Origin of the sequence: Massilia aurea (assembly GCF_014200505.1) — a bacterium.
Lineage (GTDB): Bacteria > Pseudomonadota > Gammaproteobacteria > Burkholderiales > Burkholderiaceae_D > Telluria > Telluria aurea_B.
The window spans coordinates 144,192-163,125 of record NZ_JACHBX010000005.1; the positions used below are offsets into that span (position 1 = coordinate 144,192).

17 protein-coding genes are annotated in these 18,934 nt (G+C 62.6%); 5 read left to right on the forward strand and 12 right to left on the reverse strand.

Annotated elements, in window-relative coordinates; translation table 11 throughout:
• The first annotated feature begins 177 nt into the window (after positions 1–177).
• The 3 genes from HD842_RS20585 (at position 178) to HD842_RS20595 (ending at position 3,894) form a co-directional block, all read left to right on the forward strand.
• Positions 178–1,509 carry a sigma-54-dependent transcriptional regulator gene (locus HD842_RS20585; RefSeq protein ID WP_183556834.1) on the forward strand — a complete coding sequence of 444 codons (1,332 nt, stop codon included), beginning with the start codon at positions 178–180 and terminating at the stop codon, positions 1,507–1,509.
• On the forward strand, positions 1,499–2,716 hold the full coding sequence (locus HD842_RS20590; protein ID WP_183556836.1) for a sensor histidine kinase: 1,218 nt from the start codon (positions 1,499–1,501) through the stop codon (positions 2,714–2,716). Before HD842_RS20585 ends, HD842_RS20590 begins: the two co-directional genes overlap by 11 nt.
• A 152-nt stretch (positions 2,717–2,868) precedes the next feature.
• Positions 2,869–3,894 (forward strand): MBL fold metallo-hydrolase, encoded by a 1,026-nt coding sequence (locus HD842_RS20595; protein ID WP_221290777.1) that lies wholly within the window; start codon positions 2,869–2,871, stop codon positions 3,892–3,894.
• Here the strand turns inward: HD842_RS20595 and HD842_RS20600 are convergent, their stop codons facing one another.
• The 6 genes from HD842_RS20600 to HD842_RS20625 all read right to left on the reverse strand — a co-directional run bounded on the left by HD842_RS20600 (position 3,895) and on the right by HD842_RS20625 (position 12,785).
• A complete protein-coding gene (locus tag HD842_RS20600) occupies positions 3,895–4,578 on the reverse strand; it encodes a transglycosylase domain-containing protein (protein ID WP_183556840.1) in 684 nt (227 codons plus the stop codon).
• Positions 4,578–5,723 carry an acyltransferase family protein gene (locus tag HD842_RS20605; RefSeq protein WP_183556842.1) on the reverse strand — a complete coding sequence of 382 codons (1,146 nt, stop codon included), beginning with the start codon at positions 5,721–5,723 and terminating at the stop codon, positions 4,578–4,580. Before HD842_RS20605 ends, HD842_RS20600 begins: the two co-directional genes overlap by 1 nt.
• 32 nt (positions 5,724–5,755) lie before the next feature.
• Positions 5,756–7,885, reverse strand: coding sequence for a TonB-dependent receptor plug domain-containing protein (locus HD842_RS20610; protein ID WP_183556844.1), 2,130 nt, complete (start codon positions 7,883–7,885; stop codon positions 5,756–5,758).
• Between the two features lie 8 nt (positions 7,886–7,893).
• Positions 7,894–9,459, reverse strand: coding sequence for a M23/M56 family metallopeptidase (locus HD842_RS20615; RefSeq protein ID WP_183556846.1), 1,566 nt, complete (start codon positions 9,457–9,459; stop codon positions 7,894–7,896).
• On the reverse strand, positions 9,459–9,839 hold the full coding sequence (locus HD842_RS20620; protein ID WP_183556848.1) for a BlaI/MecI/CopY family transcriptional regulator: 381 nt from the start codon (positions 9,837–9,839) through the stop codon (positions 9,459–9,461). Before HD842_RS20620 ends, HD842_RS20615 begins: the two co-directional genes overlap by 1 nt.
• Before the next feature lie 147 nt (positions 9,840–9,986).
• Positions 9,987–12,785 (reverse strand): valine--tRNA ligase, encoded by a 2,799-nt coding sequence (locus HD842_RS20625; protein WP_183556850.1) that lies wholly within the window; start codon positions 12,783–12,785, stop codon positions 9,987–9,989.
• A 245-nt stretch (positions 12,786–13,030) separates the two neighbouring features.
• On the opposite strand from HD842_RS20625, the gene HD842_RS20630 reads away from it, so the two are divergent.
• Positions 13,031–14,281 (forward strand): hypothetical protein, encoded by a 1,251-nt coding sequence (locus HD842_RS20630; RefSeq protein WP_183556851.1) that lies wholly within the window; start codon positions 13,031–13,033, stop codon positions 14,279–14,281.
• A 326-nt stretch (positions 14,282–14,607) separates the two neighbouring features.
• On the opposite strand, the gene HD842_RS20635 is transcribed toward HD842_RS20630, so the two are convergent.
• Positions 14,608–14,937, reverse strand: coding sequence for a hypothetical protein (locus tag HD842_RS20635; protein WP_183556853.1), 330 nt, complete (start codon positions 14,935–14,937; stop codon positions 14,608–14,610).
• Positions 14,938–15,538: 601 nt separating this feature from the next.
• Between HD842_RS20635 and HD842_RS20640 the strand changes: the two genes are divergently transcribed.
• On the forward strand, positions 15,539–15,772 hold the full coding sequence (locus HD842_RS20640) for a hypothetical protein (RefSeq protein ID WP_183556855.1): 234 nt from the start codon (positions 15,539–15,541) through the stop codon (positions 15,770–15,772).
• A 50-nt stretch (positions 15,773–15,822) separates the two neighbouring features.
• Here the strand turns inward: HD842_RS20640 and HD842_RS20645 are convergent, their stop codons facing one another.
• The 5 genes from HD842_RS20645 to HD842_RS20665 all read right to left on the reverse strand — a co-directional run bounded on the left by HD842_RS20645 (position 15,823) and on the right by HD842_RS20665 (position 18,644).
• The gene (locus HD842_RS20645; RefSeq protein ID WP_183556858.1) at positions 15,823–16,449 is read right to left on the reverse strand and encodes a recombinase family protein; all 627 of its coding nucleotides are present in this window, start codon (positions 16,447–16,449) and stop codon (positions 15,823–15,825) included.
• 136 nt (positions 16,450–16,585) lie between these two features.
• Positions 16,586–17,488 carry a hypothetical protein gene (locus tag HD842_RS20650; RefSeq protein ID WP_183556860.1) on the reverse strand — a complete coding sequence of 301 codons (903 nt, stop codon included), beginning with the start codon at positions 17,486–17,488 and terminating at the stop codon, positions 16,586–16,588.
• 276 nt (positions 17,489–17,764) lie between these two features.
• Positions 17,765–17,980, reverse strand: coding sequence for a hypothetical protein (locus tag HD842_RS20655; protein ID WP_183556862.1), 216 nt, complete (start codon positions 17,978–17,980; stop codon positions 17,765–17,767).
• Entirely contained in the window at positions 17,977–18,420 is a 444-nt protein-coding gene (locus HD842_RS20660) for a hypothetical protein (protein ID WP_183556865.1), read from the reverse strand. Before HD842_RS20660 ends, HD842_RS20655 begins: the two co-directional genes overlap by 4 nt.
• A gap of 11 nt (positions 18,421–18,431) precedes the next feature.
• Positions 18,432–18,644 carry a hypothetical protein gene (locus HD842_RS20665; RefSeq protein ID WP_183556867.1) on the reverse strand — a complete coding sequence of 71 codons (213 nt, stop codon included), beginning with the start codon at positions 18,642–18,644 and terminating at the stop codon, positions 18,432–18,434.
• Positions 18,645–18,934 lie beyond the last annotated feature (290 nt).

Here is an 18,934-nt window from a genome sequence, read left to right on the forward strand (position 1 = left end):
AGCCTCATTGCAAACGCCGTGCCATGGTGTTTTTCCGGCCCCTTCGGCCGTGTTTCAGGCAGAACTGTCCGGTTCCGGACAGTGGCAGTGTGCGTATCCGGACAGGTGGCCGGATGGACCCGCACGGGCACGACCGGCGCTGCTAAAATGCCCGTTGACCTGCCCACCCCGACCTCCATGCCTGACTCCACCGCGCGCATCCTCATTCTCGACGACGACCCTGACGTCGCCTGCGCCGCACAGATGCTGCTGCGTCGGCGCCACGGGGCGGTGACCACGCTGGACGATCCGGCGCGCCTGGCGCCCGCACTGGCCGCAGGTGTGCCCGACGTGGTGTTGCTCGACCTGAACTTCACGCCAGGGCGCGTCGATGGCGGCGAAGGCCTGGCCGTGCTGGACCGCCTGCGCGCCCTGGCGCAGCCGCCAGCGGTCATCGTGTTGACTGCGTACGCCGACGTGCCGCTGGCGGTCGAAGCGCTCAAGCGCGGCGCGACGGATTTCATCACCAAGCCCTGGGACAATGCGCGTCTGCTGGCGGCAGTGGATGCGGCACTCGCGCGCCGCGCGGGCAGCAAACCTGCAGCATCGACGGACTGCCTGATGGGCGATTCGCCCGCGATGCGCGACGTGAAAGCGATGATCGCCAGCGTGGCGCCGACCGAGGCCAACGTGATGGTGCTGGGCGAGAACGGCGTGGGCAAGGAACTGGTGGCGCGCGCCATCCACGCCGCCTCGCGCCGCGCCGCCGCGACTTTCCTGGCGGTGGACATGGGCGCCTTGCCGGAAGCGACGTTCGAGAGCGAATTGTTCGGCCACCGCCGTGGATCGTTCACCGATGCGAAGGCCGACCGCGCCGGCCGCTTCCAGGCCGCGCAGGGCGGCACGCTGTTCCTCGACGAGATCGGCAACCTGGCGCTTGGCGCGCAGGCCAAGCTGTTGACGGTGCTCGAACGGCGCCAGGTAACGCCGCTGGGCGCCGACCGTCCCGAGCCAATCGATGTGCGCATCGTCAGCGCCACCAATCTCGACGAAGCGCGCATGTTCGACGCAGCCGTATTTCGCACCGATCTGCTGTTTCGCCTGAATACCATCGTGATCCGCGTGCCGTCGCTGCGCGAGCGCCAGGGCGATATTCCGGGACTGCTGCATCACTACCTGTCGCTGTATGAACAGCAGTACGGCCGGCCCGTGCGCGAACTGGCGCCCGGCGCGCTCGACCGCCTGGTTGCGTACGACTGGCCCGGCAATGTGCGCGCACTGCGCCATGCCTGCGAGCGCGCCGTGATTCTCGGGAGCCGGCCCGACTATCACGTCGACGACTTCCGGCTGGTCGCACCGGCGAGCGCGGTGGCGCCGGCAGGCGGCGCGGACTTCAAGCTCGGCGCGCTGGAACGCGACACCATCGCCGCTGCCATGGCGCAGGCCGGCGGCAATATCAGCCTGGCCGCGCGCCTGCTGGGCCTGAGCCGCGCGGCGCTGTACCGCAAGCTGGGCAAGCATGGCATCTGATACCCGCCCCCACGCGGCCATCGCGATCGCTCTGGCCGGGATGCTGGCGCTGGCGTTTGGCGCCGGCATGTCGCTGGACTCGCCGCGCGTGCTGGTGTTGTGCGCACTGGCCGGCGTGCCCTTGCTGGCGCTGCTGTGGTGGTGCCTCGGTCGCCTGGCACGCGCCGGGTGCCTGCCGGTGACCGAGGCGCCGCCGGCAATCGGCATCGAGCAGCGCGCACTGCTGGCCAATGCGCTGGCGTTCGAGGCGCGGCTCGAGCACGCGCCCATTGCATTGTTCTGCATCGATGGCGTCCAGGTCGCACCCCTCAATGCCAGCGCACGCAAGCTGGTCGCGCCGGGCCGGGCCGCCGATCCGGGCGCGTTGTATGGGCAGCTGGCCGCGCAGGCGGATGGACGGCGTTTGATCGACTTCGACACCGAACGCGGCGTCGAGCGGGCATTGGTTGCCGTGTCGATGCTGACGCTGCACGGCGCGCCGCAGCGCCTGGCCGCCCTGATGCCGGTGGAGAGCGAACTGGAAGCCGAGGCGCTGGGCGCCTGGCGCCAGCTGGTGCACGTGCTGACCCACGAGATCATGAATTCGCTCACGCCGATCGCCTCGCTGTCGCGCACCGCGCACGATCTGGTGGCTGAATTTCAAGCCAGTCTGCCGGCCGACGTTGGCGCCGATCTGACGACGGCGCTCGACGCGATCAATCGCCGTGCAGACAGCTTGGTGACATTTGTCGCCAGCTACCGCAGCCTGTCGAACGTACCGCCCGCGCAGCCCGAGCGCGTGCGCATCGAGGACCTGTTCGCGCGCGTCGCCGCGCTGGTGGCGCCGGCCTGGCGCGCACGCGGCGGCACGCTCGTGTTCTCGGCCCTGCCAGCGTCACTGGAACTGATGGCCGATCCGGGACAGCTGGAACAGGCCCTCATCAACCTGCTCAAGAATGCATTCGAGGCGACCGCATCGAACGGAGGCAGCGCCTGGGTCGAGGCGCGCCTGGTGCGAGGTAGCCGCCTGCATATCACCGTGCGCGATGACGGCCCGGGCGTGCCCGATGCGCTGGTCGCGCATATCTTCACGCCGTTCTTCACGACCAAAAAGCAGGGCGGGGGCATCGGGCTGGCGATGGTGCGGCACCTGATCCATGAAAATGGCGGCGCCGTGCGGTATGCGAAGTCGGTCGGGCCAGGCGCCCGCTTCGTGATCAGTTTCTAATTCACTGCTAGATAGACAAAAACATGGTCATCACGGTTTCGCCAAACAAGTGTCACTTGCTGGTGAAGTGGTTGTAGACGGTGTACTTTTATTGAATCGACGATCTCATGCGCCTGCTTATCGGCATCATTTTTCTGGGAGCTCTCGCTACCATGGCAATCTGTACCCCTGTCTCTGCAACGACGACCGCGCCAATCTCGCCTCAATACCACGACGGTAAATACCGCAATCCGGTCGCCATGCACAAGCTGGGTGCCGGCGGCATTGCCAAGCTGTGGTGGGCTTTCCTGTTCGACAAGCGGGCCGGGACCACGCCACAGCAGGCGGTGCCGGTGCAGCCGCTGACCCGGGCGGCACTGCTGGCCGCGCCCGACAACACGCTGTACCGCCTCGGCCACTCGACGATGCTGATCAAGCTCGCCGGTGAGTTCTACCTGACCGACCCCGTGTTCTCGCAGCGTGCATCGCCCGTGCAGTGGTTCGGCCCGGCGCGCTTTCATGCGCCGCCCATCTCGATTGACGAACTGCCGCCCATCAAGGCGATCATCCTGTCGCACGACCATTACGATCACCTCGACTACGCGGCGATCATGGCGCTGGCGCCGAAGACGTCGGTGTTCCTCACGCCCTTGGGCGTGGGCGACCGGCTGGTCGACTGGGGCATCGATCGCGCCAAAGTGCGCCAGTTCGACTGGTGGCAGGACGCCGAGATCGACGGCGTGCACTTCGTCGCGACGCCGGCCCAGCACTTCTCGGGGCGCGGGCCGCTCGACGGCAACTCGACGCTGTGGGCGTCATGGGTGATCCGGCACGACGACCTGCGCCTGTTCTTCAGCGGGGACACTGGCTATTTCAAGGGCTTCAAGGAGATCGGCGCCAGGTACGGACCATTCGACATGGCGCTGATTGAAACCGGCGCCTACGACAAGCTCTGGCCGGACATCCACATGCAGCCGGAAGAAACGCTGCAGGCGTTTGTCGACCTGAACGCAGCCTGGCTGCTGCCGATGCATAACGGGACGTTCGACCTGGCGCTGCACCGCTGGCAGGAGCCGCTCGACCGGATCGAGACGCTGGCTGATGATCGGGGCATCAAGCTGGCCACGCCGGAGATGGGCGAAGCACTGAGCTTGACGCAGCCGCATGCCGGCGGGCGCTGGTGGCATGGCCTCAAGTGATCACGCGCCGCAGTGCGCCAGTGTTGTATCGAACCAGCCGTGAGCCTTGCAGGTGCCCTGCACCAGCGCACGCACCCGTGCCACGCGCGTGGCATACGCTGCGGGCTGCCTGACAGGATGGTACGCGTTGGGTGCCTTGATCATGGCAACCAGGCCAATGAATTCTTCTTCGCTGGTCTGTTCCAGCGACTTGCCGAGATAATTCCGGGACGCCGCTGACAAGCCCATGATCTGCCTGCCGTTGTGCGTTCCCAAATAGACATGGGTGGTGTACAGCGCCAGTTGTCGCGCCTTGGACAGCCTGGCATCGAGCACCACGGCCATCGCATCACGGCCCAGATCGATCCGTTTGCAGCATGCGAAGACGCCGCGGTACAGGGCCTGCAACGCGCCGCCAGCCCCGCCCAGGTCCGCACCTTCGAGGTAGACGTCGCGCGCGACCGCGCCCGAGATCGTCGCAAAGCCCTGGCCGCTGGTCAGGCTCACGCCGTGGTGTACGAAGAAGGCAGGATCTTCGACTCGCAGCAGGATCTGCGTCTGCCGCGCGGACAGGGGCGCGTCAGCGATTGCAGGCATGTGCGCAGTGACAGTGTCAAAGGTGGCCCAGGCCCAGATGACGACAAGGAGCAGATAGCCCGCCACCATCGCGGGCAGGATCGACAGCCAACGGGTTCGTCGTCGCATCACACGCCTTTGACGGGCGCCTGGCCCACGGATGGTCTGCGCTGCAAACCCAGATGCACGGCGCCGTGTTCGAGCAGGCGCGCCAGCGCGTAACAGCACAGCAGCACCGGCACGTAGACGACGAAGGTCCAGGTTTGCACATTGCCCATCAGCGCGCGGTACAGACCCACGGTGCCAAGCACGATGAACATGTGGAACAGGTATAGCTCATAACTGAGGCTTCCCATGCGCGCCAGCCATCCTAGCCCGCGGCGCGGCGCAGGTGGCTGCGCGTGAAAGGCCAGTAGCAGCAGGCAGGCGCCAACGCACATCATGTACATGCCGGACTTGAACAGATGACGGTAGACCACGTCCGACCAGCCCAATGCCAGCACGAGGCACAATGCACCAGCCAGGCCCATGATGCGGGCCCCTCGCTTGCCTGGCTGCCACCGGCACGCCAGCAGTGCACCGAGCACGCCCCAGGCCAGCGCCGCCATCCCGGGCAGGTATGCTTTTTCCCACCAGACCTCATCGCTCATCGGCACCAGCGAGCGCAGCGGTTGCAGTCCCAGCGCCAGCACGACGAGCATGCCGATCAGGACACGGCGCGGTAGCCACAGGCACAGCAGCGGAAAGCCCACGTAGAACACCTCTTCGATCGACAGCGACCACAGGACATCCCAGCCCGCCGGCGCCCAGCCAGTGCGGCCCTCGTACCAGTTAAACGTGAACGTCAGCGCCGAACCGAGCAAGCCGGCCAGCGAGTGGCGGTCGGTCTCTGGCATGAATCCCGGCACCTGGCACACGGCCAGCAGCGAGAGCAACGTCAGGGCCAGGCCGAGCAGGGGCAGGATGCGCCGCGCGCGGGCGCGGTAGAAGCGGCGCAGGTCGACCCGTCCAATGTCGCCATCGCATTCGATGATACGCAGCGTGATCAGAAAGCCCGACAACGTGAAGAAGATGAAGACTGCTTCGTAGCCGTTGAAGCTGATGGCGTCGATCAGTCGCTTGGGCAGCCACTGGCCAAGCAGGCTTGGACCCAGCGGCAGGCGAAACGGCAAGGCCAGATGGTGCACGATCACGAGCAGGATCGCCAGGCCACGCAGGCAATCGATGCCGACGTTGCGCCGCGCGGCGTGCCAGTGGGGAAGGGAAGTCGTCATGCGGTGCTTTCCAGGGTGATTGCTGCCATTGTCTACAGGGAGTGCTCCCATACCAGGCGCCAGGTTGCGCGCACCCGATATGTCGTTGCGCGAATCAGCGGCGCGTTGCCTTCGAACGTGCGCCGTTCGCGAACGTCTTGCTGCAGCAGGTCCGAGACCGACAGCCGCAGGCGCGATCTTGCATCACGCTTCCACAGTGCGTAAAGGTCAAGCTGGCGTTTCATGCTGTCTGCATCGACGATCGATGCGCTGCTGCGGCTGACAACGCGGCTGGTGTGGGTATAGCTGCCGCCGATGTCGATGCGCCCGCTCGCTGTGCTGTAGTCCAGACCCAGATTACCGTTGTACGCCGGCTGCCCGGCGATGCGGTTATCTGGTCCCGGCACATTGTCGACACGCGACCAGTTGCGCGCCAGGTTCACGCGTGCCGCCAGTCGGCCGATCGTGGCCTTGCCTTCGAATTCGATGCCACGCACGGTCGCCATGCCTGCATTGACCGGCGTCGCGGTCCACACACCCAGGTTCTGCCTGATATCGATGAGCGTGATGTCGCGGATGCGTTTGTGGAATGCGCTCACGCTGGTCATGCCGTTCTTGCCGAAGGTACGCTCCCAGGCCACGTCGACGCCAAGTGCGAGTTCCGGGCGCAGGCCCGGATTGCCCTGCTGGTCGGGGTTGGTGGCGCTGTTGTTGTTGTCGACCGTGTAGCGGCGCGGCATCAGCTGGACAATGTTCGGCGCCTTGTAGGTGCGGCTCACGGCCAGCCGAAAACCATCGCGGGGCCCCGTGTCGCCATCCGGGCGCGCGCGCCGGTACAGGGTCTGGAAGACCGGGCTCCAGGCCCCGGCATCGACGTCGACGGGGGCTGCCGCATTGCCTTCGCCGGTCGTGCGCACCTCTTCGCGGCGCAGGCCGACGTAGGCTGACCAGGCCGGGGTGATGTCCCATTCGTCCTGGATGAAGAAGGCGCTGCGCGTTACCTGCGCGCGGTAATCTTCGTCGCTGGTCAACAACTGTGCACCGTTGCCATCGACCTGGCGCTCGCGCCGGTACTCGGTGCGCATCTTGCGGCCGGTTTCCCAGCCGGCGGCCAGTGTATGGCTGCCCCACAGCGGGCGGCGCCAGCTTCCACTGCCAGTCCACTCGCGTTCCGTCGGTCCGGAGGCGACGGCATTCGTGCGCAGCAGCGTCCCGTCAAGACTTCTGCCGCGATAGACAAAATCGGCATCCCTCGTTGTATAAAAACTGGACAGCTTGAGCGCCAGCCGCGCGCCGGCATCGAGCTTGCGGTTCCAGGCCAGGTCGGCGTAGCCATGCAGCGGGTCGGTCCGATAACCCTGATCGGAACGCGGATAGGCGGTCGGGTTGCCAAGCATGGTCGACTCCAGCTCGCGCTTGGCGTTATCGATGCGGCGCCGGCGCAGATAGCTTTGCGAGGTGATGCTGTCGCGGCCATTCGGTTGCCAGGTCAGGCGTGGCGCCAGTTCCAGCACGTCTTCGACCTGGTGCTCGAACCAGTCGGTGTTGCGCAGCAGGATGGGGCGCGTGCCTTCTTCGCGCGTGACCGCCTCGATCGGATTGCGGTTGCGCCTGAGCGTCGCCGACAGTGAGTACGCGAGCGGGCCGAGGCGGGCGCTGTGCTGCGCCAACAGTTGCGGAGCGGCGTAGCCGGCAATCAGCGCGCTGCCGGCTTTGATCTCGTTCGTGCCGGCGCTGGCACGCCGCAGGATGACATTGATGGAGCCTGCCACCGCCTGGCTGCTTGTCTCGGCCGTGGCCACGCGTCCGATCTCGATGCGCTCGATCATGCCGGGCTCGAGCGACTCGAGCGAAAAGCCGGCCGGTGCCGGCACGCCATCCAGCAGGATGGCGACGTAGTCTCCACCCAGGCCGCGCATGCGGATGGTGGGCGGCGCACCGGGACTGCCGCCGAGCGTGATGCCGGGCTGGCGCTTGAGCACATCGGCCAGGCTGGTATCGCCATGGCGCACGATGTCGTCGTGCCGGATCACGATCGCAGTGGTCGTGGCCTGCGTGCGCAAGGTGTCGGCGTCGGCCTTGACCATCACCTGCTGCATCGGTGCGGGTGTGGTCTGGGCCAGCGTCGCGGCGTGCGCCGCCACCAGCAGCGCGCAGGCGCTGCCGTTTCGGATGATTCGCATGGGATGTCTTACCGGTCGGTGGGGACGGGGTTGCCTTGTGCCTCGCGCCGGGCGATGGCCTTTTTGGTGGCGTGCTGCAGCAGGTCGGGAAGCATCTGCACCGGATCGAGGCGCTGCCGGCCTTCCCAGTACTCCAGGTGCAGGTGCGGCCCGGTGGCCTTGCCACTGGCGCCCGAGGTGCCAAGCAGGTCGCCGGCCTTGACGCGCTGGCCAGGAGCCACGTCGATGCGATCGAGATGAATCAGCAGCGAGCTGGTGTCGGCCCCATGACCGACGCGTACATAGTGGCCCCAGGCGGCATCGAAGGCCGCTTCCAGTACCGTGCCGGCGGCGACCGCCAGGACCGGTGTGCCGCGCGGGGCCGCCAGGTCGATGCCGTGGTGACCCTTTGGCACGCTCGGACTGAGCACGCCGTACAGGCTCGTGATGCGTGGCTGGTCGAGCGGGTAGCGCCAGGTTGCAAGCGGTGCGTGCGGCGCGATCGGCGGCGTCGGGGCAAGGATAGGCGCGCTCGCCGAGAAGGCCGGTTGCAGCGCTGCACCGAGCAGCGCGAGTGCGGCAACGCCGCCGCCGACCAGCAGGCGGCCTTGTGCCGACAGGCGCGGTGGCCGGGCGGCCTGCATCCGCTGCACCCGGCCGACGATGCCCGGACTGCCGAATGCCGCACCTGCTTGCCATCCGGGTTTCCAGCCCGCCTGCAAGCCCGCTTGCCGCCGCAGTTGCGCCACCAGAGCGCCCGCATAGCCCTGGCGTTCGCGGTTCGATGCGCCGGAAAGCACGGCATCGTCGCAACCCAGTTCCACCGCCTCGCGCAGCGCGCCGTCCAGGCGTTGATACGGCCGGTTGAACCAGAACAGCAGGGCGAGCATGCCCGAGACCGTGAGCCACAACGGATCGGCGCGGCGCCAGTGGGTCAGCTCATGCTCGACGATCATTTGCTGCTGCCTGACGTCAAGCGCCGACACGTGCGCCGGCAGCAGCAGGGAAGGGCGCCGCACGCCATGCAGCATGGGAGAAATCGGGAGGTCGATCGTACGCACTGTGAGGCGACCGGCGATAACAGTACGCTGGGCCGGCGTCATGCCGGGCCAGGCGCGCAGTTCTGCATCGTCAACGCGGCGCGTCTGGCGCAGCAGCACCGTCCAGCAACGCTGCATGCGTAGTCGCTTCACGGCGTGAAAAGTCAGTCCGGCCAAATAAGCGGCCAGCCAGGCGACGGGCAGATAGCGCAAGACGGTGTCGATCGGGTCCTGCGCCGGCGCCGGGGGCAGCGCCAGGGTTGCCTGCGTCAGCGGCGGCAGCACATCGGGTTCGACCGTCAAGGCGTGCTGGGCGGCAGGCGCTGGCAGGATCAAGGCTGGCGCAATCGCGCTGCGCGGCAGCGGCAGCGGTGCAGCGGCCAGCAGGAACACCAGCACCACGGCCGCCTGGCCGCCCAGCCACACGCTGCGGTGCGCCAGCAGTGCCGGCCAGCGCCGTGCTGCCAGGCGCAGCAGCATCGACAGGGCGAACGCGAGCACCAGGCTGCCTGCGCAAGCCACGGCAAAGTGCACCAGCAGCCACGAACCGGTCATCATGCCTCGTCCTCGGGCCAGTCCTGCAGCAGGCTGTCGAGGCGTTCAAGTTCGTGCTCATCGACCAGTTTGCTACCGGTGAACATCGACGCGGCCAGCGGCGCGTCCATCTCCATCACGCGCCGGCTGAAGTCATGCGCAAACGCTGCCAGCGTGCCGACCTTTTCCAGCAGCGGGCGGTAGACCTGCAGACCGCCGCTGGCCTCCTGTGCCACCATGCTCTTGTCGAGCATGCGCTCCAGCGTTTTGCGGGTCGATGAAAACGACCAGGCCAGTTCATCCTCGACTTGTCCATGCAGTGCGCGCGCACTGAGCGGTGCGTCGCGCCACAGCGCCTTGAGCAGGCATAGTTCAGTCGGTGATGGAATCGCTGCAGTCATGAATTCTCCTTGTCAGGAGCGATTATGCGACACTTGTCACATGCTCGGCAAGCAGTTTGTGTGACACATGTCGCACGCATAAAAACGGCAGCGTAAACGAACAACGCGGCCACCCGGGCCGCGTTGTTCGTCTACACCGTCAGCTGCTTACGCCGCTGCCAGCTTCTCCAGCTGCTCCTGCATCTTGCTGAGCGTGGCCGAGAAGTTTGCCACGCGTTCCTGCTCCTGTGCCACGACGGCGGCCGGGGCGCGCGCGACGAAGCTCTCGTTCGACAGCTTGCCGTTGGCCTTGGCGATTTCGCCGGCCACGCGCGCGATCTCCTTCGACAGGCGCTCGCGTTCAGCGGCGACGTCGATCTCGACCTTGAGCATCAGCTTGGTGGTGCCGACGATCGACACGGCCGCTGGCGATTCCGGCAGTGCGTCGACGATCTGCACTTCAGCCAGCTTGCCCAGCAGCTGGATGTACGGTGCGAACACCGCCATGTCAGCGCGCCCGGCATCGCTCGACGGTTCGACGATCAGCGGCACGCGCAGCGACGGCGCCAGCGACATCTCGCCGCGCAGGTTGCGGGTGGCGTCGACCAGTGCTTTCAACTGCTCCATCCAGGCTTCGGCGCCTTCGTCGATCTGCGTCGCATCGGCCTGCGGATACGGTTGCAGCATGATCGTCGGGCCGGTCTTGCCGCTAAGAGGCGCGATGCTCTGCCACAGCGCTTCGGTCACGAACGGGATGATCGGATGCGCCAGACGCAGGATCACTTCCAGCACGCGCAGCAGCGTGTGGCGCGTCGCGCGTTGCTGCGCTTCGGTGCCTTGCTGGACCTGGACTTTCGACACTTCAAGGTACCAGTCGCAGTATTCGTCCCAGACGAACTTGTAGATGCTGTTCGCAATATTGTCGAAGCGGTAGTCGGCAAAGCCCTTGGCGACATCCTGCTCGACGCGGTTCATCAGCGAGATGATCCAGCGATCCGCCTGCGACAAATCTTCCGGTGCCGGTGCACCGCAATCCTTGCCTTCGGTGTTCATCATCACGAAGCGGGTTGCGTTCCACAGCTTGTTGCAGAAGTTGCGGTAGCCTTCGGCGCGGCCCAGGTCGAAGTTGATGTTGCGGCCCAGCGACGCGTAGCTTGCCATCGTGAAGCGCACGGCGTCGGTGCCGAACGCCGGGATGCCATCCGGGAATTCGCGGCGCGTGGCCTTGCCGATTTTCTCGGCGGCGCGCGGGTCCATCAGGCCCGTGGTGCGCTTGGCCACCAGCGTCTCGACGTCGATGCCGTCGATCAGGTCGATCGGGTCGAGCGTGTTGCCCTTCGACTTCGACATCTTCTGGCCTTGCGAGTCGCGCACCAGGCCGTGCACGTAGACGGTCTCGAACGGCACCTTGCCGGTGAAGTGCGCGGTCATCATGACCATGCGCGCCACCCAGAAGAAGATGATGTCAAAGCCCGTGACCAGTACCGACGACGGCAGGAACATTTTCATGTCCGGCGTTTCTTCGGGCCAGCCCATGGTCGAGAAGGGCACCAGCGCCGACGAGAACCACGTGTCGAGCACGTCGTCGTCGCGGCGCAGCGCGCCGGTGATGCCGGCAGCTGCGGCCTTGGCCTGCGCCTCGGCTTCATCGCGCGCGACGACGATCTGGCCGTCTTCGGCGAACCAGGCCGGGATGCGGTGGCCCCACCACAGCTGGCGCGAGATGCACCAGTCCTGGATGTTGCCCAGCCACTGGTTGTAGGTCGTGCTCCAGTTGTCGGGCACGAACTTGATCTCGCCGCTGGCGACTTTTTCCAGCGCCACGTCGGTGATCGACTTGCCCGGATTGAACGTGCCTTCCGGCGCCGGCTTGGTCATCGCGACGAACCACTGGTCGGTGAGCATCGGCTCGATCACGACGTTGGTGCGGTCGCCCCGCGGGACCATCAGCTTGTGCGGCTTGATCTGTTCCATCAGGCCGAGGGCTTCGAGGTCGGCCACGATCTGCTTGCGCGCGGCGAAACGGTCCAGCCCCTGGTACTGGGCCGGGCCGTTTTCGTTGATCTTGGCGTCGAGCGTGAAGATGCTGATCGGCGCGAGGCCGGCGCGCTGGCCAACCGCGTAATCGTTGAAGTCGTGGGCCGGCGTGATCTTCACGCAGCCGGTGCCGAATTCCTTGTCGACATAGCTGTCGGCGATGATCGGGATTTCGCGGCCCGTCAATGGCAGCGTCAGTGTCTTGCCGTGCAAATGCAGGTAGCGTTCATCGGTCGGGTCGACCGCGACGGCGACGTCGCCCAGCATCGTTTCAGGACGCGTGGTGGCGACCGTCAGGTGGCCGCTGCCGTCGGTGAGCGGGTACTGGATGTACCACATGAAGCCGTCTTCTTCCTGCGAGTCGACTTCGAGGTCGGACACGGCCGTGCCGAGCACCGGGTCCCAGTTCACCAGGCGCTTGCCGCGGTAGATCAGGCCCTGCTCGTACAGGCGCACGAAGACTTCGACGACCGATTTCGAGCGTGGCTCGTCCATCGTGAAGTATTCGCGCTGCCAGTCGGGCGACGTACCCAGGCGGCGCATCTGGCCGGTGATCGTGCTGCCCGATTTTTCTTTCCACTCCCAGACTTTTTCGAGGAACGCGTCGCGGCCCAGGTCATGGCGCGAAATCTTTTGCGCGTCCAGCTGGCGCTCGACGACGATCTGGGTGGCGATGCCGGCGTGGTCGGTGCCCGGAACCCATGCGGTGTTGTAGCCGCGCATGCGGTAGTAGCGCGTCAGGCCATCCATGATCGTCTGGTTGAACGCGTGGCCCATGTGCAGGGTACCGGTGACGTTCGGCGGCGGCAGCTGGGTGCTGAAGGAGGGCTTGCCCTCGTCCATGGTCGCGGCAAAGTAGCCGCGCTGCTCCCACTCGGCGCGCCAGAACTGTTCAATATCGGCTGGCTCGAAAGACTTGGCTAATTCCATGATGTGGTCTGTGTGAATTTTGCGAAAGAAACCATTATAGGTCACCTTCCAGCGCCAGCCTATCCTGGCAACGTCGCTGAATTGCCACTCGTTGTCCAGCTCGTTTGAATCCTTCTTTGTTTGACCGGGCTCCTTGATCTACCTCCAGATGCGCACGTGATTCCTCTGAATATCTGCAGCCTCGACGAACCATCACCCCCACTCCACTGGTCGAACGAGGGCTTTTTGACCATGAGGAGAACACCATGTCACAACTCGACCCAACCGGGATCGATAATGCAAACGAAGACGCCATCGGCGACACCGGCGTGATGACCTATGAAGAAGTGTCCGGGCTGTCCAATGGCGATCTGGGGATTCCCGAGCCGTACGACACCGGGCCCACCGGCGCTGCGCCCGGGATTGCTGCGGGGCCGGGCATCGCGCCTGCCCCGCAGGTGCCCTTGCCGATCCCCTCGCTGCCCATCCCGTCCATACCGGCCATCAAGAAGGCAGTCAGCGGTTGCTACGCCAGTTCGCTGGGCAGCTTCCAGCTCGATCTGCGGGTCGACGTCGACCGCAACCGGCCGATGCGCCGGGTCAGCGGCGACTTTTACCAAACCAGCGGCAAGACCAAGTCGTACTTCGGCTCGTTCGTGGTCGACAGTCCGACCGTCACCGTGTCGACCACCCGCATCGTCGTCAAGGGCATGGGCCGCTTCACGTTCTCGGCCGGGGCGCCGGTAATACAAGTCACGATCCCGCGCGTGAACATCTTCCAGCCGCAGGCCGCGGCCACGCTGCAGTTCTTCACGGTTAACAATACGCCGGGTGCGTCCTACCATTGCCCGTTCTCGTCACTGCATTTCCGCACGGTGCGTATTGAAACCGACAGCGTGTCCGACGTGAAGACCACGCCGTTTTCGAGCTACAACACGGGCTCACTGCCTTCGGGCGGCAGCGCCCGCACGGTCAATGTGGTCAGCGCCTTTGGTGAAGCGGGCATCGGCATGGTGCCCACTGCCGGCAACAACGTCATCGATGTCAGCGCGGCCGGGGCCAACGCCACCTGGAGCAATGCCGAGCTGCACGCGTCGATGCAGCAGCATTTTTCCCTGTGGGGCGACCTGCAGCAGTGGTGCGTCTGGCAGCTGGTGGCACAGCAGCATGACCTGGGCACGGGCCTGTACGGCATCATGTTCGACCAGCAGGGCAAGCAGCGCCAGGGCTGCGCCGTGTTTCACGCCGGGATCGGCGGTGCCACGGCCGAGCAACACCGGCTGCAGCTCTACACCTACGTGCACGAACTGGGGCATTGCTTCAACCTGATTAGGTCGTGGCGGTTTGCACGCACTATTTTAATCAGGGATAGAACAGGTTGGCACGCGTGCAGCGTGCGAAGACGGCCAATTTGGAAAGTTGCGAAAATACTAAAATTTCAAATTTCAGATTGCCCTTTGCCGAAGGCACCCCCCCTCCTGATTTGGAAAATATCCAAGTGTCGAACGGCTCACTGAACAGGTTTGTATGTACAGCGGAAGGGTGATGTTTCCCCAGCGGAATATCTGTGGGCAGATTTGGGAAAAGTCGAAGTGTCGAGCGGTGCATTGAACAGGGCAGGGGTAGTTACCTGCATTCAATGTTTCCAAAATGAAATATCTTGGGTAGCGACTCTGCTTGTTAATGGCGAAAATGCGACAGGTACTTCTGGCGACAGCGGATTTAAGATATCTACAGTGCCTCTAGGAGGCTCTCAGAGGCTCTAGGAGGCGTCCAGAACGTTTCAGGCTAGGTCGGTATAAACCGGCCCTCTGCGGGGCTGTGTGGGGGCGCTGGTGGGGCGTCACGTATTTGGGCTTACTTTGCGCTTGCCCATTTCCGGGATGGCGGGGCCACTGTCGAGCATGACAAGCCACGACTGTCTGAATTCCACGACTTGACCCGCATCATCGTTGATCTGTTCGTAGCCGGTCAGCGTCATACGTCCCTCTGCCAACCATACGATCTGTGTATCCCGCAATTCCGCTCGTACTAACTCCCCCTGTGAGAGCTTGGCTACCTTCGTCGGCCTGTTTTTGCCTTGGTCGGTGGTATCTGCGATTGCAAGCTGTCCGCGTGTACCCGCCGCATCACGTAGCACGCGCCTGTCTATCTCGATACCCTTGTTTCGCATCTTCACAATCCGTACGTGCAAGGCTTACCCCCATGATCCACTGCGATTGTGACTGCTATTAAGCGCTCCAATCATCGTCAATTCTTTCACTTCATCAGCAGAAAGATGTGAGTGGTAACGGAGGTCGCGCTATGCGCGTGGCAGCGGCGATTTAATCGTGTCTATGGCGATAGCCACAGGCCAATATGCTGCATCTGCTTAACCTGCATGTATACGCCGATGCGCTAATCTCACGGCGTCGAATCGGGAATAAAAGGCGGCTGTACGCGATAAGTCTGCGGAATCGACAAACGAATGCTACGGCAAACGGAGAAAAGTGCTTTATCATCTAAGCATCCGATGGCGAAACACAGTTATCGTGGATACGTCGAGTAGGAAGGGCGGTTGGAGGACCGACCCCCTACTCTCCGAAAGTAACCCCGTGCTGAAGAAGCTATTCAACAGCATGATGCTAAGAACTGGGAGGGATTAACAGGCTACACCGTAAGAAGCGGGATAGACTGGGCACATACTCTACTATGAACTTCATGCCCATTCTATGCCCGTGTACTTGGTTTGTTCAAGCGGTTTTCGTAAAAACCTATACACGGAAGGATAGTTTATGAAAGACAACAACCCTCTTACGCAGAGTGATAATCGTGGTAAAAGCTTCCTTTTGGCAGGGAAGCTGACTGCAACTATTACGGCTGTCAGTATCGCCTTGCCAAACTTGGTGGCGCTTCTAGAGGCTATCGAGCGCAATCGCTTTGCCAGCTGCACCACAGCCATCGTGATCGTTGCATGGTTCTGTCGTGACGTTAGCCTTGCTTTGGTAAACAACCCCCAACGAAGCTAACCATAGCTGACTGGTAGGCTTGACCGTACTAGCGTCGAGCCTACTTTTATTCATGCTGCTGCTTGGCTCGCTTTCAGTAGCTCTGCTTGCTTCGCTACGGTGCCACGGCTGCAACCTACCAGTTCCATAATCTCCTTCCAGCTTGATTGCCCCGCCTTCAAATGGCGTTGGATCAGGGCGTTACGGTCGGTGTCTTCCTTACGTCCCTTGTACGCGCCTTTGGCCTTGGCCTTCTCAATGCCCTGTGCAGCACGGCGGCGGCGGTCTTCGTAGTCCTTACGGGCGATAGCGGCCAGCATGTCCAACATCATGTCGTTGATGGACGCGAACATACGCGCCGTTGTTGGATCGCTTACCGCCATCATCCAAGAGGTAGGCAGGTCTTGAGCCACCACGCGGATTTCTTTTTCCTTCAGAGTCGTTTTGAGTGTGTCCCAATCCTTTTCGTCCAGACGGGACAGGCGGTCTACCTGCTCCAACAACAGAATGTCGCCCTTTTCGGCGTCTGCGATCAGGTCCAGAAGGGCCGGACGTTGGAGCGATGCGCCTGATTCGTTTTCGACGTACCACGCTGCCACGGTCAGGTTACGTTCAGCGGCGAATGCCTTCAGTTGCTCTTTCGCACGGCTGGCGTCTTGTTGATTGGTACTGGCCCTGAGATATGCACGGACAAACATGGAAGTTCCTTACGGTTTGGGTTAATTAGTCTATTATACGTGGTCTATTAAATGCAGTCCAGTATAAGTGGTACATTTTAATTTCGGCTTGGGCTTGGCCCTTACCGATGAGTGATCTAGTTAGGCCATAGCCTATTTAGACCGACAATCTGACCTGTCTTGCGGGTTGTCGTTGGCGTAGTACCGCGTCAATCTCGGCTAGGGTTTGGTAGGCTGGCGCTGGGTGGCTGGCTGCGTACCCTGAAAAGCTGAACACGTGATCGAGGTCGTATCGAATCGCCATCAGTCCTTTGTGAATGCCCCGCTTCGAAAGGTGCGCTTGAATCTCGGTAAGGTTCAGGCCAGCATCGACAGCTTGCTCATAGACATCTCCCAGATAGGCAAAGCCGACAGGCGACAGGGGCAGGGTTGGTAGGGGCATCGTTTCCTCTTGTTCGTTAGTGGCGTGTGCGGCCTGTTCTGGGGCCTTCGTGGCCCTGTTGCGGCTGGCGCTGTAGATCGTCCCGACGACGCCTGCTTTGCTTCGCACTTTGTAGATGTATGCGATCCATTCCCGGCAATCGTGGCGCTTGACGCCTTCTTTCTTCGGAACGTACATGTAAGGCTGTCCACCATGAATCCCGAGGTCATCACCGGGCGGTGCAATGTGGAATTTGACGCCGTACAGCGCCAGCTTGGCCCGTAGCCCGGTTGCCCCTGCTTTGTTGTTGAGGATGGCAATGGGTTTGTGGGTGCTGGCTTCGATCATCAGGAACACGTGACGGTGTAGCGCCTTGTGCGATTCCTTTTCGCTGTCGTACTCGTAAGCTGCTCGCCATTCCACGCGCATCCCGGCATCACGAAGAAGCTCTAGAAGTCGATCTAAGGCTTTCTGGTAGCTGGCCCGGTCTGTCGATCCGAACAGGACGATGTGCCATAGCTGTGCATTGATGAAGGTGTGAGTGTTGATCCAGTCGCAGGCTGCTTTGTAGTGCCTTACCGAATGAATACCGCCATTCTTGAGCGTGTCTGTCGTTTTCGTAGTTGTTCGCTTCGTCATGTCTTCTTTCTGGTTTGTTGTTAATGATCCATAGTTCCTCCTGTCTGCTTGGTGGCCTACTTGGTCAGCTACTCTTGCTTGCTACTCCTTACTATCTAGACTCAATTTCTTTCGTTCAACGGGCCGGGGCCGGTTCTCCTATGAAGGCGACGTTTCCGGGCCGCTGTCATGAAAACCGCTTGACGCCGTGAAAACGACGCTTTACCATAGGAGTGTTAGTAGAAATCCGCCTTCCCCATGCGTTCCTGTTATTCGCATAGTGCGGGCGTTCTTCGTTTACTTGGCCTTGCCCGGTTTCCACACCCTGCCGAACTTTGCCAACAGGGCCGTGATCTTGGCGTCACTGACGCGTGGCTTTGTACGCGCCCCGCGTGGGTTAGCGGCAACACGTTTAGAGCCGGATTCGTTCGCGGTAGTCGCACGTGTGCCGACGCGTTGAACTGGCACAAGAGCAGTGGACACCATCAGCGGGGAGAAGATTACTTCGCTCATGCCATCGCCTCTGCTGCTGCCTTCATGGCCGCTAGTTCTGCTTCATGTTGGGCTACTTTCACCGCCATTGCAGCTCTGCGTGCGGCCTGCTCACGTTCGCGGACCAGCTGGGCTGCTGCGGCTTCGATGTCGCGGGTACGCTGGAATTCGGCCTGCTCGATTGCGTCTGCTAGATCAGCGTCGGCGGCTTCCAAGTACATCGGATTTGGAGTACCAAGCTCTAGGGCGGCGTGTAGCTGGCCTGTTGCCGGGAACGTCTGTACAAGCGTTAGCATGTAGCCTTTGCGCACCATTGCCGTGATCTTTTGCATGGTTTCGAAGATAGGCCCGATGAGGGTCATTGTCTGGGGCTTTTGTGGCGTGACGGTCGGGACCGGGGCCGCTGCTGATGTCGGTGCCGGAGCTTCCGGTGCGACGATTGCTGTTGTTACTTTGCTCATTGTTGCCTCTATCAGATTGATTTTTTGCGTAGAAAATTAGCGACCGTGGCCCTGTTGAATGGCTTGCCGGTCGGTGATCTGTAGCCTGCTCCATTCAACATCCCGGCGATCTGGCGTTGCGGGGTGGTGCTGCGCAACGACGTGATAAAAGCGGTCACGGCGGCGTAGTAGTCAGGTGTCTTGCGTGGCTTTCCGAAAGCCGGTGCTGCGTCTTGATTGCCCATAGGGGAATCCTCCAAAGAAAATTGGATAACAAAGTCTTGTCATCGGTGCTGCGTTAGTGGGAAGTTTTATCGTTGGCGAGCGGGTTTTGCCTGTCGCACTTGATAGCAGAATTCTACATCACATCGCTCAAAAAGTCAAGGTTTTAGATCACCACTCTTATCGAAATGCAAGGAATAAATTGTTACACAATGTAACCGCCATCGCATAGCAAATCGGCATCATCCCGCCGTGATGGGGGTCGAGATGAGGCGTATTTCCTGCAAGAGCTTTCTGATTGAAACGAGCCGGA

Bases quoted from the DNA above. Each gene is read 5' to 3' on its own strand.
- HD842_RS20635 (WP_183556853.1), bottom strand. From the start codon at position 14,937: ATGCGAAACAAGGGTATCGAGATAGACAGGCGCGTGCTACGTGATGCG.
- HD842_RS20600 (WP_183556840.1), bottom strand. From the start codon at position 4,578: ATGCGACGACGAACCCGTTGGCTGTCGATCCTGCCCGCGATGGTGGCG.
- HD842_RS20630 (WP_183556851.1), top strand. From the start codon at position 13,031: ATGTCACAACTCGACCCAACCGGGATCGATAATGCAAACGAAGACGCC.
- HD842_RS20655 (WP_183556862.1), bottom strand. From the start codon at position 17,980: ATGAGCGAAGTAATCTTCTCCCCGCTGATGGTGTCCACTGCTCTTGTG.
- HD842_RS20605 (WP_183556842.1), bottom strand. From the start codon at position 5,723: ATGACGACTTCCCTTCCCCACTGGCACGCCGCGCGGCGCAACGTCGGC.
- HD842_RS20585 (WP_183556834.1), top strand. From the start codon at position 178: ATGCCTGACTCCACCGCGCGCATCCTCATTCTCGACGACGACCCTGAC.
- HD842_RS20625 (WP_183556850.1), bottom strand. From the start codon at position 12,785: ATGGAATTAGCCAAGTCTTTCGAGCCAGCCGATATTGAACAGTTCTGG.
- HD842_RS20640 (WP_183556855.1), top strand. From the start codon at position 15,539: ATGAAAGACAACAACCCTCTTACGCAGAGTGATAATCGTGGTAAAAGC.
- HD842_RS20610 (WP_183556844.1), bottom strand. From the start codon at position 7,885: ATGCGAATCATCCGAAACGGCAGCGCCTGCGCGCTGCTGGTGGCGGCG.
- HD842_RS20645 (WP_183556858.1), bottom strand. From the start codon at position 16,449: ATGTTTGTCCGTGCATATCTCAGGGCCAGTACCAATCAACAAGACGCC.
- HD842_RS20665 (WP_183556867.1), bottom strand. From the start codon at position 18,644: ATGGGCAATCAAGACGCAGCACCGGCTTTCGGAAAGCCACGCAAGACA.
- HD842_RS20660 (WP_183556865.1), bottom strand. From the start codon at position 18,420: ATGAGCAAAGTAACAACAGCAATCGTCGCACCGGAAGCTCCGGCACCG.
- HD842_RS20590 (WP_183556836.1), top strand. From the start codon at position 1,499: ATGGCATCTGATACCCGCCCCCACGCGGCCATCGCGATCGCTCTGGCC.
- HD842_RS20595 (WP_221290777.1), top strand. From the start codon at position 2,869: ATGGCAATCTGTACCCCTGTCTCTGCAACGACGACCGCGCCAATCTCG.
- HD842_RS20650 (WP_183556860.1), bottom strand. From the start codon at position 17,488: ATGACGAAGCGAACAACTACGAAAACGACAGACACGCTCAAGAATGGC.
- HD842_RS20615 (WP_183556846.1), bottom strand. From the start codon at position 9,459: ATGACCGGTTCGTGGCTGCTGGTGCACTTTGCCGTGGCTTGCGCAGGC.
- HD842_RS20620 (WP_183556848.1), bottom strand. From the start codon at position 9,839: ATGACTGCAGCGATTCCATCACCGACTGAACTATGCCTGCTCAAGGCG.